Annotated in this window: 13 protein-coding genes; 2 read left to right on the top strand and 11 right to left on the bottom strand. The window is 59.3% G+C overall.

Features of this window, described 5'->3' with window-relative positions; translation table 11 throughout:
• Nucleotides 1-334 precede the first annotated feature (334 nt).
• Together V3W49_RS12795 and fabB are read right to left on the bottom strand one after the other, a co-directional pair.
• Nucleotides 335-1,513, bottom strand: a complete 1,179-nt coding sequence (locus V3W49_RS12795; protein ID WP_500145939.1) for an MFS transporter — start codon at nt 1,511-1,513, stop codon at nt 335-337.
• Nucleotides 1,514-1,613: 100 nt separating this feature from the next.
• Nucleotides 1,614-2,834 (bottom strand): beta-ketoacyl-ACP synthase I, encoded by a 1,221-nt coding sequence (gene fabB / locus V3W49_RS12790; protein WP_500145938.1) that lies wholly within the window; start codon nt 2,832-2,834, stop codon nt 1,614-1,616.
• A 163-nt stretch (nt 2,835-2,997) separates the two neighbouring features.
• Between fabB and mnmC the strand changes: the two genes are divergently transcribed.
• Entirely contained in the window at nt 2,998-5,040 is a 2,043-nt protein-coding gene (gene mnmC / locus V3W49_RS12785) for a bifunctional tRNA (5-methylaminomethyl-2-thiouridine)(34)-methyltransferase MnmC2/FAD-dependent 5-carboxymethylaminomethyl-2-thiouridine(34) oxidoreductase MnmC1 (RefSeq protein ID WP_500145936.1), read from the top strand.
• Between the two features lie 74 nt (nt 5,041-5,114).
• Here the strand turns inward: mnmC and V3W49_RS12780 are convergent, their stop codons facing one another.
• From V3W49_RS12780 to prmB, 6 genes are all read right to left on the bottom strand, one after another.
• Nucleotides 5,115-5,393, bottom strand: coding sequence for a YfcL family protein (locus tag V3W49_RS12780; protein ID WP_500145934.1), 279 nt, complete (start codon nt 5,391-5,393; stop codon nt 5,115-5,117).
• A 26-nt stretch (nt 5,394-5,419) separates the two neighbouring features.
• Nucleotides 5,420-5,962 (bottom strand): elongation factor P hydroxylase, encoded by a 543-nt coding sequence (locus tag V3W49_RS12775; protein WP_500145932.1) that lies wholly within the window; start codon nt 5,960-5,962, stop codon nt 5,420-5,422.
• 4 nt (nt 5,963-5,966) lie between these two features.
• Nucleotides 5,967-6,764, bottom strand: coding sequence for a sulfite exporter TauE/SafE family protein (locus V3W49_RS12770; RefSeq protein WP_500145931.1), 798 nt, complete (start codon nt 6,762-6,764; stop codon nt 5,967-5,969).
• 12 nt (nt 6,765-6,776) lie between these two features.
• Nucleotides 6,777-7,601 carry a penicillin-insensitive murein endopeptidase gene (gene mepA / locus V3W49_RS12765; RefSeq protein ID WP_500145930.1) on the bottom strand — a complete coding sequence of 275 codons (825 nt, stop codon included), beginning with the start codon at nt 7,599-7,601 and terminating at the stop codon, nt 6,777-6,779.
• A 4-nt stretch (nt 7,602-7,605) separates the two neighbouring features.
• A complete protein-coding gene (gene aroC / locus V3W49_RS12760) occupies nt 7,606-8,691 on the bottom strand; it encodes a chorismate synthase (protein ID WP_500145928.1) in 1,086 nt (361 codons plus the stop codon).
• Nucleotides 8,692-8,757: 66 nt separating this feature from the next.
• Complete coding sequence (prmB, locus tag V3W49_RS12755; protein WP_500145926.1) at nt 8,758-9,690, bottom strand: 50S ribosomal protein L3 N(5)-glutamine methyltransferase; 933 nt, start codon at nt 9,688-9,690, stop codon at nt 8,758-8,760.
• Nucleotides 9,691-9,850: 160 nt separating this feature from the next.
• On the opposite strand from prmB, the gene smrB reads away from it, so the two are divergent.
• Nucleotides 9,851-10,402, top strand: a complete 552-nt coding sequence (smrB, locus tag V3W49_RS12750) for an endonuclease SmrB (protein ID WP_500145925.1) — start codon at nt 9,851-9,853, stop codon at nt 10,400-10,402.
• 80 nt (nt 10,403-10,482) lie between these two features.
• Here the strand turns inward: smrB and sixA are convergent, their stop codons facing one another.
• The 3 genes from sixA to fadI all read right to left on the bottom strand — a co-directional run bounded on the left by sixA (nt 10,483) and on the right by fadI (nt 14,647).
• A complete protein-coding gene (gene sixA / locus V3W49_RS12745) occupies nt 10,483-10,971 on the bottom strand; it encodes a phosphohistidine phosphatase SixA (protein WP_500145923.1) in 489 nt (162 codons plus the stop codon).
• A gap of 236 nt (nt 10,972-11,207) precedes the next feature.
• Nucleotides 11,208-13,337, bottom strand: coding sequence for a fatty acid oxidation complex subunit alpha FadJ (gene fadJ, locus V3W49_RS12740; RefSeq protein WP_500145921.1), 2,130 nt, complete (start codon nt 13,335-13,337; stop codon nt 11,208-11,210).
• Entirely contained in the window at nt 13,337-14,647 is a 1,311-nt protein-coding gene (gene fadI, locus V3W49_RS12735) for an acetyl-CoA C-acyltransferase FadI (RefSeq protein WP_500145919.1), read from the bottom strand. The genes fadJ and fadI overlap by 1 nt, the downstream gene beginning before the upstream one ends.
• Between the last annotated feature and the right edge of the window lie 165 nt (nt 14,648-14,812).

The raw sequence follows: 14,812 nt of genomic DNA, 5'->3' as shown, positions 1-14,812 counted from the left end.
GTGAACGGAACAGCCCACTACATCGTCATATTCCGCCGCTTTTGTTCTGAAACAGGGCGCCGGAGCCGCCTGTCCCCTCACTCCGGCCCTCTCCCGAAACGGGAGAGGGAGTTTCCCGGCAGTGAACGGAACAGCCCACTACATCGTCATATTCCGCCGCTTTTGTTCTGAAACAGGGCGCCGAAGCCGCCTGTCCCCTCACTCCGGCCCTCTCCCGAAACGGGAGAGGGAGTTTCCCGGCAGTGAACGGAACAGCCCACTACATCATCATATTCTGCCAGCTTTCAGCTTACGCTTTCGAACATTCCACGCTAATCCACGATAAACCTTTTTATTAGCGACGAAACGCCGCCAGCGTGACCGCTATCCCCAATAACGCGCTGATAGCACCAGCAAGAAACACGGAAGGGTATCCCATCGATGTGGCCAGAAGGCCAGTCAGCGGCCCGGTCACACCATAGGCGATATCCTGAAAGGCGGCATAGCCGCCCAGCGCAGTTCCCCGCACCTGCGGCGCTACGCGTTTCACCACCTCAACGCCCAGTGCCGGGAAGATCAGCGAACAGCCACAGCCGGTCAGGGCCGCACCGGTCAGCGCTATCCAGGCGTTAGGCGCCTGCCATAGTAGCGCCAGCCCCAGAGACTCTATCAGCAGCGATACCACGGCAACGCGAACCCCGCCATAGCGATCCGGCATCCAGCCGAACAGAATACGCATCAGCACAAAAGCACAGCCAAACGCCGTCAGGGTAAAGCCCGCCATCGGCCATCCACGGCTCATGAACCACAGGGAGACAAAGGTACCAATAACCGCGAAACCTACCCCCTGAAGCGCCAGTCCAAAACCCTGGGGCCAAATCTGGCCCACCACGCTCCACAGCGACGGGCGTTCACCATTATGGGTCGGAACCCGGCTCACGCCGGCATTAAACAGCAGCGCTACCAGCGGCAACGCAATAGTCGTGCCCGCCAGCGCCGCCACGCCGAAATGACTATGGATCCATAATCCCAGCGGCGCCCCCGCCGCCAGCGCGCCATAAATGGCCATACCGTTCCAGGACATCACCTTACCGGAACGTCGTGGCCCGACCAGACCCAGTCCCCATGCCAGGTTGCCGGTCAAAAGCTGGCTTTCACCAAAGCCGAGAATCAGGCGTCCCACCACCAGCAGAGCAAACTTCGCCGCTGTCGGCACTGGCAAAATCACCGCCAGCAGCCAGGCCAGACCGGCCAGACCGCAGGCGAACATCCCCTGCATCACCGAACGTTTGGCGCCGCGTTGATCCGCCAGCTTACCGGCATAGCCGCGGGTCAAAACCGTGGCCAGAAACTGAATGCCCACCGCCACCCCGACCAGGGTATTGCCATAGCCCAAATCGTGATGCACAAATAGCGGGATCACCGGCAGCGGCAGCCCGACGGTCATGTAGGTCAGGAATACGGCAAAGGCGATACGAAACAGTGATTGCGTTTCCGATGCCGATTTTTTTTTGCTTTGTTCTATAGCAGACATGCTGCTGGCTCCATCAAACCGCAGAATGGGGCGGACGCCAGGCCCGCCACCAGACGTAAAAAAGGGTCGCTAACGCGACCCTTTTCTTACAGCGCCGGAATCAGGCGCTAAATTTACGCATCACCAGCGTGGCGTTAGTACCGCCAAAGCCGAAGCTGTTGGACATCACGGTGGTCAGTTGACGTTCGGTCGGCTCGGTCACAACATTCAGACCTTTTGCCTGCTCGTCCATCTCTTCAATGTTAATGCTCGGCGCGATAAAGCCGTGCTCCAGCATCAACAGCGAGTAGATGGCTTCCTGTACGCCTGCAGCGCCCAGAGAGTGACCAGTCATTGCTTTGGTCGCAGAGATAGCCGGCGTCGCGTCGCCGAAAACTTCACGAATCGCGCCCAGCTCTTTCACGTCGCCAACCGGCGTGGAGGTGCCGTGACTGTTCAGATAATCGATAGGGGTATCCACGCCGTCCATCGCCATCTTCATGCAGCGCACCGCGCCTTCACCGGAAGGCGCTACCATATCCGCACCGTCGGAAGTCGCGCCATAGCCAACGATTTCCGCATAGATGTGCGCGCCACGCGCCAGCGCGTGCTCCAGCTCTTCCACAACAACCATACCGCCGCCGCCGGCGATAACGAAGCCGTCGCGGCTCGCATCATAGGTACGGGATGCCTTCTCTGGCGTGTCATTGTATTTGGTGGAAAGCGCGCCCATAGCATCGAATTCACAAGCCATTTCCCAGCACAGCTCTTCACCACCGCCGGCGAAGACAATGTCCTGCTTGCCCAGTTGGATCTGCTCAACCGCATTGCCGATACAGTGCGCGGAAGTCGCACAGGCAGAGCTAATAGAGTAGTTAACACCGTGAATTTTGAACGGCGTCGCCAGACAGGCGGAAACGCCGGATGCCATCGCCTTGGTGACCACATAAGGGCCCACAGCCTTCAGGCCGCGCGGGCTGCGCATGGCGTCGGCGCCAAAAACCTGAAATTTCGGAGAGCCACCACCAGAGCCGGCGATCAGGCCGACCCGCGGGTTATTCTGATAAGCCTCGGCAGAGAGCCCGGCATCCTGAATGGCCTGCTCCATGGAGAGGTATGCGTAGATGGATGCGTCACTCATGAAACGCACAACTTTACGATCGATAAGCCCAGTCGTGTCCAGTTTCACATTACCCCAGACGTGGCTACGCATGCCGGAGTCTTTTAGCTCCTGAGAGAAAGTGATCCCTGAGCGCCCTTCACGCAGAGATGCCAGGACTTCCTGCTGGTTATTACCGATGCTGGAAACGATGCCCAGGCCAGTAATCACTGCACGTTTCATTCAATACCTCTTTGCAAGTCAATGCACGATTAGTCATTTCGAGTCGCACAATAGCGTACAGTTGTACGCCGAACAAGTCCGATCAGAGAATTAATCAGGAAATTTGCGCACTCCTACACACATCGTTAAGATCGTTCTACTGCCTGCCAGACGAGCAACTTACGTGAAACAATCTGCTATACAACCTGCCAGCCTCCACTTTAACGAAGAGGGTACACCTGTATCCCGAGAATTCGATGACGTCTACTTTTCCAATGATAACGGACTGGAGGAAACGCGCTATGTTTTTCTGGGAGGCAACCGGCTGCCGGAACGCTTTGTAGAGCACCCACGAGCGCTTTTTATCACCGCCGAAAGCGGCTTTGGTACTGGACTGAATTTCTTAACGTTGTGGCAGGCGTTTAACGCTTTTCGCGCCGCGCATCCCGATGCCACACTAAAGCGTCTGCACTTTATCAGTTTTGAAAAATACCCGCTGACCCAGGACGATATGGCCCGGGCCCATAGTCACTGGCCAGAACTGGCGGAACTGTCCCGTCAGCTCCGGAACAACTGGCCGCTCCCCTTTTCCGGCTGTCACCGACTGCTGCTGGATAACGGTACGGTCACCCTCGACCTGTGGTTCGGCGATATTAACCAGACGATGTCACAACTGGATGACAGCTACCGCGCTCAGGTGGACGCCTGGTTTCTGGACGGCTTCGCGCCAGCCAGGAACCCTGATATGTGGGTAGCGAAACTGTTTCACAGTATGGCTCGACTGGCGCGCCCCGGCGCTACGCTCGCCACCTTTACCGCCGCCGGTTTTGTGCGCCGCGGTTTGCAGGAGGCTGGATTCGCTATATCGAAGCGAAAGGGCTTCGGCCGCAAACGTGAAATGCTGACCAGCACGCTCGAAACGGCTCCGGAGGAGTATCAGCGAACCCCATGGTATTACCGCCCTGCCGCGCGCGGGCAAGAAGCGGCGCTTATCGGCGGAGGCATCGCCAGCGCGCTGCTGGCCCTGGCGCTGCTCAGACGCGGCTGGCAGGTTACACTCTACTGCGCGGACGATGCGCCGGCGCAGGGGGCATCCGGCAATCGCCAGGGGGCACTCTATCCGCTGCTGAATCCGGGAGATGCCGCGCTGGCGGACTTCTTTCCCGCCGCGTTCACCTTCGCGCGTCGACTCTACGACACCCTGCCGTTAACCTTCGATCACGACTGGTGCGGCGTGACCCAACTGGGCTGGGATGAAAAAAGCCGCAATAAGATAGCCAAAATGCTGGCCATGGAACTGCCTGGCGATATCGCCCGAAGTCTGGACACCGCCGAAGCCGAGCACCAGACTGGCGTGGCCGTCGGCTGCGGCGGCATCAGCTATCCGCAGGGTGGCTGGCTAAGCCCGGCGCAGCTAACCGCCGCCGCCCTTGCGTTCGCCGGGGAACAGGGGCTACATCTGCGCTATCGCCACGAGGTGACTGCTATTCAGCCTTGTGACGACGGCTGGATGCTGCGCTTCGCAGATGGCCGGTCAGCTCAGCATCAAGCTCTGGTGCTGGCCTGCGGTCATCGCATCACCCATTTTACTCAAAGCGAATCATTGCCGGTGTATCCTGTCGCTGGTCAGGTGAGCCATATTCCCACCACCCCTGCTCTGAGCGCGCTGCGCCAGGTGCTGTGCTACGACGGCTATCTGACGCCGCGCAGCCCGCGCTTTGATCAGCACTGCATCGGCGCCAGCTATCACCGGGGGGAAACCGGCACCGGCTACCGACCAGACGACCAGCAGCAGAATCGCCAGCGGTTGATCGACTGCTTCCCCGGGGCGCCGTGGGCCAAAGAGGTGAATGTCAGCACCGGAGAATCACGCAGCGGCGTACGCTGCGCCACCCGCGATCATATGCCGATGGTAGGCGCCGTGCCCCATTATGACCAAACACTCACCCGCTATACGCAACTGGCAGAACAGGCGGCCGCGCCCGAGCGGGTGGAAAAGGCCCCGGTTTACCCGAATCTGTTTATTCTGGGGGCCCTGGGATCGCGGGGGCTGTGCAGTGCGCCGCTTGCGGCTGAAATTCTGGCAGCGCAGATGAACGGCGAGCCGTTGCCGCTGGAGGCCGCGACGCTGGCGGCGCTGAATCCGAATCGGTTCTGGATAAGGAAGTTGCTGAAGGGAAAACGCCCTCACCCCAACCCTCTCCCAAAGGGAGAGGGAGCAGGTTAGCGCCTGTTATTTAAGGAAAATGCCCGTATTTTATCCCTTCGCCCCTTTGGGGAGAGGGTCAGGGTGAGGGGAAATTACTGCGCCTTAGCCTTCTGGAACAGGCGATCCCACATTTCCAGCACCAGCGCCTGATCGCGCGGCGACAGCTCGCCCGCACGAATCGCCGTTTCCAGGCTGTTCGCTACGGTAGAGTATACCGCATCGGGCGAGTGGTCGTCGCCGTGTTCCAGCTCGGCCACCGCCAGCGTCAGGTGGCCACGCAGATAACCGCTGGCGAACAGTTCATCATCGCTGGCGTGTTCCACCATGTCGTCAATTAGCGCCAGAATGCTTGCTTCAAAATCCGCGATCATCGCTTTTCCTCATCATGAACCGTCGGTTACCGGAGTTCTTCCGGCCACGGAAACTGCTCCGCCGTCAGCGGCGGCGTATGGTAATAGTGGCGCAGGGCGTTGATAAAACGCGCCGGTCGTGCCGGAATTCCCTGCTCAAGATACGTCATGACCTGACCGTGAACCCGACGCTGGAACGCGATGCGATCCGGCTCGAAGTTTCCTTCCAGGTTGTCGCAACTGACATTAAAGGGGTAACCCGCCGCCGCGCAGAACAGCCAGTCCAGCGCCTGCGGTTTTACCTCAACGTCTTCAAAACGGCTCTGGGTCTGCGCGTCGCGACCGTCCGGGCAGTACCAGTAGCCGAAATCCACCAGCTCACGACGTTTGGCACCCGCAATACACCAGTGTGATATCTCATGCAGGGCGCTGGCGTAAAAGCCGTGTGCGAAGATAATGCGGTGATAACCGACCTCTTCATCTGCCGGAAGATAGATCGGTTCATCATCGCCTTTAATCAGACGGGTATTAAATTCGTCGAAAAAGCAGCGTTCGAAAATTTCGATCAACTGCTCATAATGGTGTGTCATCGTGTTATGCCATCCCCAGCCAGTGGAGGAATTCCTGTCCATGGCTGTCATACAACAGTTTAGCGCTCATCACCGCAGAGACGACTACGATCATCGGGCGAATCAGCTGCTGTCCTTTGCTTAATACCAGGCGCGAGCCAAGGCGGGCGCCACAGAACTGGCCGGCCATCATCACGAAGCCGGTCCCCCAGACCACCTTACCGCCAATAATAAACAGCAGCAGGCCGCCCAGATTCGAGGTGGCGTTTAATACCTTGGCGTGGGCCGTGGATTTCGCCAGATTAAAGCCGCACAGGGTAACGAACGCCAGTGCGTAAAAGGATCCCGCGCCGGGGCCGAAAAAGCCATCGTAAAAACCGACCAGGCCACCGGCCACCAGAGCGAACGGCAGGCCATACAGCCTGCGCTTACGATCTTCTGCGCCGAGCTTCGGCATCAGCAGAAAATAAAGGCCAATACCGATAACCAACAGCGGCAGAATCTGACGCAGGATATCCGACTGAACGTGCTGCACCAGCAGCGCCCCGCTGGTTGAACCGATAAAGGTCATCAGGATATTCAGCTTCTGATCGGCCAGATTCACCACCCGACGCCGGATAAAATAGAGGCTGGCAGAGAGCGATCCCCCGCAAGCCTGCAACTTATTGGTGGCCAGCGCCTGGGCGGGCGACATGCCGGCCGCCATCAGGGCGGGCACCGTTAGCAGCCCGCCGCCGCCGGCCAGGGCATCGATAAAGCCGGCAAGCATAGCCACGAAGAACAACACCGCCAAAAGCAGCGGCGACACCATAAACCAATCCATTTTGCTCTCCCGTTATGGCTGAGTTCTATCCAGCAAGGCCTGACAGGAAGGCGGCGGCGGTGGCGGCGTCTTCTTCTTATGGGGCTGACTGCCGGGCTTCGGCGGTTCAAACCAGCTTTGCAGTTCGTAACCACAGCCGTCGCCCGGCGGCGGCGGAGCCTGCTCTTCGCACTCCAGGCTATCCGCCGGACAGCGCAGACGCACGTGCATATGGGCACGATGACCAAACCAGGGACGGACCTTACGCAGCCAGTCGCGATCGGCGCCGGCATCTTCACACAGCCGCTGCTTAATGGCCGGACTGACAAAGATACGCGTCACTTCATCATCCTGGGCGGCCAGCCGCACCATGGTTCCGAGCTGCGGCTGCCAGCGGGAGGAAACCACCTGTTTCCCGTTGGCGGAAACCAGATCCAGCGCCTGGGGGCGCAGCAGCTGCGCGCTGGTCCAGCGATATTGCGGTAGTTGCAGAAAAATATCCACGTCCAGACCGGTCTGATGGCTGGCGTGACCGCTGCTAAAGCGTCCGCCGGCCGCCATCCCCATATCCCCCACCAGCATGGTACCCAGACCCTCCCGGTGCAGTTGGCTACTCAGGCGCTGAATAAACGCCACCAGATGTGGATGCCCGAAGTAGCGGCGCTGGTCGGTGCGCATAACCTGATAATTTTCCGACTCCAGCGGCAGCGGTTTGGCGCCGATGATACAGCCATTAGCAAAGGCGCCGATCGACTGCGGACTTCCGGCGATCGGGTGCGTGATCTTCTGCCACGGCGTGGCGGCCGCAGCGCCCGCGCATATCAGCGCGCAGGCCAGGGCGATAAGCGGTTTTATCATGTTATCACCAGCGCGGCAGAGAGCTGACAACATCGCCGTTCTGGCCACGCTGGCGCAGCAGATGGTCCATCAGAACGATGGCCATCATCGCCTCGGCGATCGGTACGGCGCGGATCCCGACGCAGGGGTCGTGACGCCCGCGCGTCACCATCTCCACCTCTTCACCGGCACGGTTGACGGTACGGCCCGGCACCATAATGCTGGAGGTCGGCTTCAGGGCCATGCTGGCGATAATCTGCTGACCGCTGCTGATCCCCCCCAGCACGCCGCCGGCGTGGTTGCTCTGGAAGCCCTCGCGGGTGATCTCATCGCGGTTTTCGCTACCGCGTAAGGCGATAACGTCGAATCCGTCACCTATCTCCACCCCTTTCACCGCATTGATGCTCATCAACGCATGGGCGATATCGGCATCCAGGCGATCGAACACCGGCTCGCCCAGCCCTGGCGGCACCCTATCCGCCACCACGGTCACCTTCGCGCCGATAGAGTCGCCCTCTTTTTTCAGGCTGCGCATCAGTTCGTCCAGCGCGTCGATTTTATCGGGATCCGGGCAAAAGAAGGGGTTCTGCTCTACCTGAGCCCAGTCTTTGATCTCCAGCGGAATATTGCCCATCTGGGTCAGGCAGGCGCGAATTTCAATACCGTGTTTCTGCGCCAGATATTTTTTGGCGATGGCTCCCGCCGCCACGCGCATGGCGGTTTCCCGCGCCGAAGAGCGGCCGCCGCCGCGGTAGTCGCGCAGGCCATATTTCTGTTCATAGCTGTAATCGGCGTGTCCGGGACGGAACAGATCCTTAATGGCGCTGTAGTCCTGGGAGCGCTGATCGGTGTTTTCAATCAGCAGCCCAATGCTGGTACCGGTAGTGACGCCTTCGAAAACACCAGACAGGATTTTCACCCGATCCGGTTCCCGGCGCTGGGTGGTGTAGCGCGAAGTACCCGGGCGGCGCCTGTCCAGATCGTGCTGCAAATCGGCTTCGGTCAGCGCAATGCCCGGCGGTACGCCGTCCACAATGCAGCCCAGCGCCGGGCCGTGAGATTCACCGAATGTCGTTACGCGAAAGAGTTGTCCAATACTGTTCCCTGCCATCACGGCTCCTTACCGTTGTCGTCGTTGTATTTGAAAAGGCGCGGATTCATTGCCCGCTCCCGTTTTTTAGTCTTTGTAGATGCTGAAGTGTTCACGAGCGGCGATCAACTGCTCTTTGGTCAGCATAAAGACCCCATCGCCGCCGTTATCAAACTCCAGCCAGGTAAAGGGCACATCAGGATACTGTTCCATCATGTGCACCATGCTGTTGCCCACTTCACAAACCAGCACGCCGCCGTCGTTAAGATAATCTGGCGCGCAGCCGAGGATGCGGCGCGCCAGCTTCAGGCCATCACACCCTGCCGCCAGACCCAGTTCCGGCTCGAAATGATATTCACCGGGCAGATCGCCCATATCTTCGGCATCCACATACGGTGGATTGGTGACAATCAGGTCATACTGCACCTTCGGCAGGTCGCGGAACAGATCGCTGCGGATCGGCGTCACGTTATTTTGCATACCGTGCTCTTCGATATTGCGCTCGGCGACCGCCAGCGCGTCCGGTGAGATATCCACGGCATCCACTTCGGCTTCCGGAAAGGCGTACGCACAGGCGATGGCGATACAGCCGCTGCCGGTACACATATCCAGAATGTGACTCGGTTCATGGCCAACAAGCCCGGCGAAGCGCGCGTTAATCAGTTCGCCGATTGGCGAACGCGGCACCAGCACTCGCTCATCCACGTAGAATTCATGCCCGCAGAACCAGGCTTTATTAGTCAGATAGGCCACCGGAATACGTTCATTCACCCGGCGGATCACGCGCTCAACAATGCGGTGGCGTTCGCTGGAGGTCAGACGCGAGGTGCGCATATCCTCAGGGATATCCAGCGGCAGATAGAGGGTGGGCAGAACCAGCTGTACAGCCTCATCCCAGGGGTTATCGGTACCGTGACCGTACCAGATATTGGCGGCGCTAAAGCGACTGACGGCCCAGCGCAGCATATCCTGAATGGTATGCAGTTCGCTGACTGCCTCATCAACAAAAATTTTATCCACATTGCCCTCCGCAGGCCGATAGCGCATTCTTTCCGGCGGCTAGTTTGCCATGAACGCCGCGACAAATCAGCACTCAGGCTGATAAAGGAAATGCGGCTTTTCATTAACAGCCGGGCAGAAAATGCTAAAATCCACGATCTCTACCGTGAATGAGAACGTTATGAACAAGAAAGATCCGCTTAACCCCGAAGATAAGGCGCTGTTCCGGGAACTGATGCGCGGCACGCGCCAGCTTTCTCAGGACACGGTCGTGCACCGTCCACTGCGCAAAAAAAGCAGTGAAGTGCCGGCCAAACGTCTGATTCAGGATCAGGTGGATGCCAGCCACTACTTTTCAGATGAGTTTCAGCCACGGCTGGCGACGGATGGCCCCACCCGCTACGTGCGTGAAGACGTTAGCCACTTCGAACTAAAGAAGATCAGGCGCGGCGACTATTCGCCGGAGCTGTTCCTCGATCTGCACGGCCTGACCCAGATGCAGGCCAAACAGGAGCTGGGCGCGCTGATTGCGGCCTGTCGTCGCGAGCATGTCTGGTGCGCCTGCGTAATGCACGGCCACGGCAAACATATTCTCAAGCAGCAGACGCCGCTATGGCTGGCGCAGCATCCGCACGTGATGGCGTTCCACCAGGCGCCGAAAACCTGGGGCGGCGACGCCGCGCTGCTGGTGCTGGTTGAAGTGGAAGAGTGGCAGCCGCCGGAACTGCCGTAATAGCGGGTGCCGTAAAATGACCGAAGCCGCCTGCTGGCGGCTTCGGGGCGCAAACGGGTAGATTTGCGTCAGACCGAAAGTCAGATAGCCTTCGGCATTTTCAGGTTGCAGGGGCTCATCTGCCAGTCGAATTTCCCCTGCCCGGTTTCAGCATCCAGCGTGACGCTGGCGATCGCCGAAGTGCAGAACATCGGCGGAGTTTCCCCCGGGCAAAGCTCCGACACCAGGTACCCCACCAGTGGCAGATGCGAAATCACCAGAACCGAGGAGACGCCCTCGTTCGCCAGAACCTGCAGCCAGGCGCTGACCATGGCGGGATCGCCGCATGGAGTCAGTTCCGGCATGACTTCTACCTGCGACAAACCGGAGAGCGTCTCACGCACCACATCCAGAGTCTGTTCGGCTCGCAGATAGGGGCTTACCAGAACACGTTCGATATCCACCTTTTGACCTTTTAGCCAGGTCGCCATCTGACGGGATTCATCACAACCGCAGTGGGTTAGCGGACGAACCGGGTCACTGGCGGCATCGAGTGCCGCGTCGCCATGACGCATGATAAAAACTTGCATATTGCACCGCTTTTGTTAACCAGAAACGCCAACCTGCGCAGTTAAACAGAACATGCTGTTAACAGCGCCTGGCCGACGGCCGGGCATTGTGCCTGATCCATTTTTCGAATGAAACGCTGTCTTTTACCTTAATGGTGTAAGTGTAGTCAATGACTGATGACAAAACAGCCTGCGCAGCATTCGCACCTTACCTGACACTTCAAACAGTTACCTTTATTCAGACTCCCTGGAATGGTTCAGGGTTCCCCTGACCCGATACTTTCTCCTGCTGCGCGCGCGCGCAGCGCTTCGCAGGGGGTAAAGCGCTCGCCAAAACGCTGCGCCAGCTGTTCCAGCTCCGCCACGACAGCAGCGGCCCCCAGACTATCGATATAGTGGAACGGCCCCCCCAGAAAAGGCGGGAATCCCAGACCGAACACAGCGCCGACATCGCCGTCACGCGCGCTGCGCACTACGGATTCGTCCAGACAGCGCGCCGCTTCATTCAGCAGCATCAGCATACAGCGCCGGGCAATCGTCTGAGCGCTCTGCTGTACCGCAGGCGTAACGCCAAGGAGCCGATAGATAGCCGGATCGCCCCTCTTCTTCCTGCTTTTACCCCCTTTGGCGGGATAAAGATAGAAGCCGCGGCCATTTTTACGCCCTTTGCGACCGTCATTCAAAATTGCTGCAATCGTTTCAGGCGGACTAAAGCGGCTACCGAACGCCTGTTCCAGTACCGGAATGATTTTGGTACCCACGTCGATACCCACTTCATCCAGCAGTTGTATCGGCCCGACCGGGAACCCGGCTTCGGTCAACGCATGGTCGATATGTTCCACCGGCTCCCCCTCACTCAGGCAGCGCAGCGCTTCATTGATATAAGGGGCCAGAATGCGGTTCACGTAAAAACCCGCGCTATCGGCCACCACAATGGGGGTTTTACCCTGCTGTTTCGCCAGCCAGACCGCAGTGGCAAGGGTGGATTCGTCGGTTTGCGCATGGGGAATCACTTCCACCAGCGGCATTTTTTCCACTGGACTGAAATAGTGCAACCCGATGATCTGCCCAGGCCGTTGCGCTCCGGCAGCGATCTCGCTAATCGGCAGCGACGAGGTATTCGAAGCGAAAATAGTATGCGGCGCGCTATGCGCTTCGATCTCCGCCACCATCTGGCGCTTCAGGGTTAAATCCTCAAACACCGCCTCAATCACCATCTCCCGCTGGCTAAAACCGCTGTAATCTGTCGTACCGGTAATGGTCGCCATCTGTGCATCTCGCTGCGCCGCCGTTATCTGGCGTCGATTCACCCGGGAGGAAAGTTGCTGCCATGCATGTTTCAGCGCGTGATTAATGCCCTGTTCCCGGATATCTCGGATCCGTACCGGCAGCCCGGCCCGGGTGGCGGTCACATACGCGATACCGCCCCCCATCAGGCCGCCGCCCAGAACGCCAACCCGGGTGACGGGCAGCGGCGCCGTACGGCTTGCGGGATCTTTTTTAATCCGGGTGCTGATAAAAAACAGATGGCGCAGCGCCGCGGATTCCGGCGTCATGGCCAGTTCGCCAAAGGCTCTGGCCTCTTCGTTGTAACCGATGGTATCGCTCTGGGTCAGTCCCGCGCGCACCACCTCCTGAATGCGCCGGGCCGCCGGATAGTTGCCCCGGGTTTTACGCAATGTCTGCTTTTCAACAATACGAAACAGTAGCGCCCTCCCCAGCGGGCCGGTCAGAAGCCGTTCCCGTATTGGTAAGCTACGGCGCAGTCGCGTTTTGTTCGCAATGCGCGCCACCGCGCTCTCAAGCAGAATGCTTTGCGGCACCACCTCATCCACCAGTCCTATCTTCAGCGCCTGCTTCGCCCGTAGCTGGCGTCCGGTCAGCATCAACTCCAGCGCCCGGCTGGCTCCAACCAGACGTGGAAGGCGCTGGGTGCCTCCGGACCCAGGCAACAGTCCCAGTTGAACTTCCGGCAGTCCCAACCGGGTGACATCGTCGTCGCTACATATCCGCTGCTGGCAGGCCAGCGCCAGCTCCAGCCCGCCTCCCAGGCAGGGGCCGTGAATCGCCGCCACCGTAACGACCGGCAGCGCCGCGATCTCAGCCATTAACTGCTGCCCCTGACGCGCCAGCGCTTCCGCCTGTCCGGCGCTTCGGCAGCCGTCAATCATGTTGATATCAGCCCCGGCGATAAAGTTATCCGGCTTGCCGGAAATAAACACCACGCCCGCCAGCTCGGAGTTTTCCCTTAACCGACACAGTATGGCGCGCACTTCGTCAGCGAAATCGACCCTGAGAACGTTCATCTGTTCGTCGGGAATGTCGATAGTAATAACGGCAACGTTATCCGGGCGTAGCCTCAGAGAAAATGCGGAGCCTGTTTCCATTATTCGACCTCCAGAACCATAGCAGCGCCCAATCCCCCTGCCGCGCAGGCAGTGACCAGCCCCAGACCGCCGCCGCGTCGCCGCAGTTCGTTCAGGGTCTGGGTTATCATACGGGCGCCGGTCGCGGCAAAGGGATGCCCATAGGCCAGCGAGCCGCCCAGCACGTTAAACTGACTGCCGTCCACCTCGCCGGTGGCACATTTGCGCCCCAGAACGTCCCGGGCGAAGCGATGGCTTGCCAGCATCTTCAGATTACAAAGCGCCTGGGCGGCAAAGGCTTCGTGCATATCGAACAGGGTTAAATCCGCCAGCGTAATTCCTGCCCTATCCAGCGCCACAGGCGTAGCCCAGGCCGGGCCCAGCAGCATATCCTGGCGGACATCCAGAGCGCGAAAGGCATAACTGCGCAGAAAGCCCAGTGGAGTAAGGCCCAGTTCCCGGGCCCGGGATTCGGTCATCATCACCAGCGCCGCCGCGCCGTCGGTCAGCGCCGAACTATTCCCTGCGGTGACCGTGCCATGGCGGCGGTCGAAGGCTGGCCGTAGCCTGGCGTAATCTTCCAGCCGCGAATCCTGGCGAATGCCGTTATCGCCGCTGACCGGCTCCCGCCATGGCGGGACATATGCCGTCATCACCTCCTGGTTCAGCAGCCCCTCTCGCCAGGCCCGGGCCGCCAGCTGATGTGAACGGTGCGCAAAAGCATCCTGGTCTTCACGACTGATGCTATGTTTCTTCGCCATCTGCTCCGCTGAATCTCCCATCCGCAAACCAGTGGAATATTCCGCCACCGCCGGCGCTACCGGCAGCAGATCCCGGGGACGCAGACGTGTCAGCAGCTTCAGTCGCTGCCCTGAACTACGTGCGCGGTTAAGATCCACAAGCGTCGCGGCCAGCCTTTTACTTACGCCAATGGGCAACACCGAAGCGGAATCCGCGCCGCCGGCAATGCCGGCGCGAATGGTTCCCGCCATCAGGCTTTCCGCCACATTCGCCACCGCCTGAAAGCTGGTAGCGCAGGCGCGACTGACGCTGTATGCGTCAGTCTCTACCCGCATGCCGGTTCCCAGCACTATCTCACGGGCGATATTCGGGGCTTCGGGCATCTGAATCACCTGGCCGAATACCAGCTGTTCGATGGCCTCGGGGGGAATTTCACTGCGCGCCAGCAATTCAGCGACCGCGATTCTACCCAGATCGAGCGCGGTCAGCGCGCGCAACCCGGTTGCCTGACGCGCAAACGGAGTGCGCAGACCGGCGACAAATGCAATACGCTCCCCCTGGTGGGTGACCAGCGATCCGGATTGATTCATAACGCTCCCTTGTTTTCCTGGCTTAATTTTTATGCCTTAGCGCAAAGAGGTCTGACCTGATATCAGTGTTAACCAGAAAGCAACATTCAGCCAGAAAGGGCAGCGGGAAAATGCGAGTCAACGCACGGAAATATGAAGAAAAAAAGCCCCCCGAACGGAGGGCTG

It is taken from the genome of Rosenbergiella sp. YN46 (assembly GCF_036620675.1).
Taxonomy (GTDB): Bacteria; Pseudomonadota; Gammaproteobacteria; order Enterobacterales; family Enterobacteriaceae; genus Jejubacter.
The sequence above is the reverse complement of the archived record's forward strand: the minus strand, read 5'-3'. Positions and strand labels throughout refer to the sequence as shown.

Excerpts from the sequence above, each read along its gene's own strand:
- V3W49_RS12775 (WP_500145932.1), bottom strand. The coding sequence starts at position 5,962 with ATGACACACCATTATGAGCAGTTGATCGAAATTTTCGAACGCTGCTTT.
- fabB (WP_500145938.1), bottom strand. The coding sequence starts at position 2,834 with ATGAAACGTGCAGTGATTACTGGCCTGGGCATCGTTTCCAGCATCGGT.
- fadI (WP_500145919.1), bottom strand. The coding sequence starts at position 14,647 with ATGAATCAATCCGGATCGCTGGTCACCCACCAGGGGGAGCGTATTGCA.
- V3W49_RS12795 (WP_500145939.1), bottom strand. The coding sequence starts at position 1,513 with ATGTCTGCTATAGAACAAAGCAAAAAAAAATCGGCATCGGAAACGCAA.
- V3W49_RS12770 (WP_500145931.1), bottom strand. The coding sequence starts at position 6,764 with ATGGATTGGTTTATGGTGTCGCCGCTGCTTTTGGCGGTGTTGTTCTTC.
- smrB (WP_500145925.1), top strand. The coding sequence starts at position 9,851 with ATGAACAAGAAAGATCCGCTTAACCCCGAAGATAAGGCGCTGTTCCGG.
- sixA (WP_500145923.1), bottom strand. The coding sequence starts at position 10,971 with ATGCAAGTTTTTATCATGCGTCATGGCGACGCGGCACTCGATGCCGCC.
- mepA (WP_500145930.1), bottom strand. The coding sequence starts at position 7,601 with ATGATAAAACCGCTTATCGCCCTGGCCTGCGCGCTGATATGCGCGGGC.
- V3W49_RS12780 (WP_500145934.1), bottom strand. The coding sequence starts at position 5,393 with ATGATCGCGGATTTTGAAGCAAGCATTCTGGCGCTAATTGACGACATG.
- aroC (WP_500145928.1), bottom strand. The coding sequence starts at position 8,691 with ATGGCAGGGAACAGTATTGGACAACTCTTTCGCGTAACGACATTCGGT.
- fadJ (WP_500145921.1), bottom strand. The coding sequence starts at position 13,337 with ATGGAAACAGGCTCCGCATTTTCTCTGAGGCTACGCCCGGATAACGTT.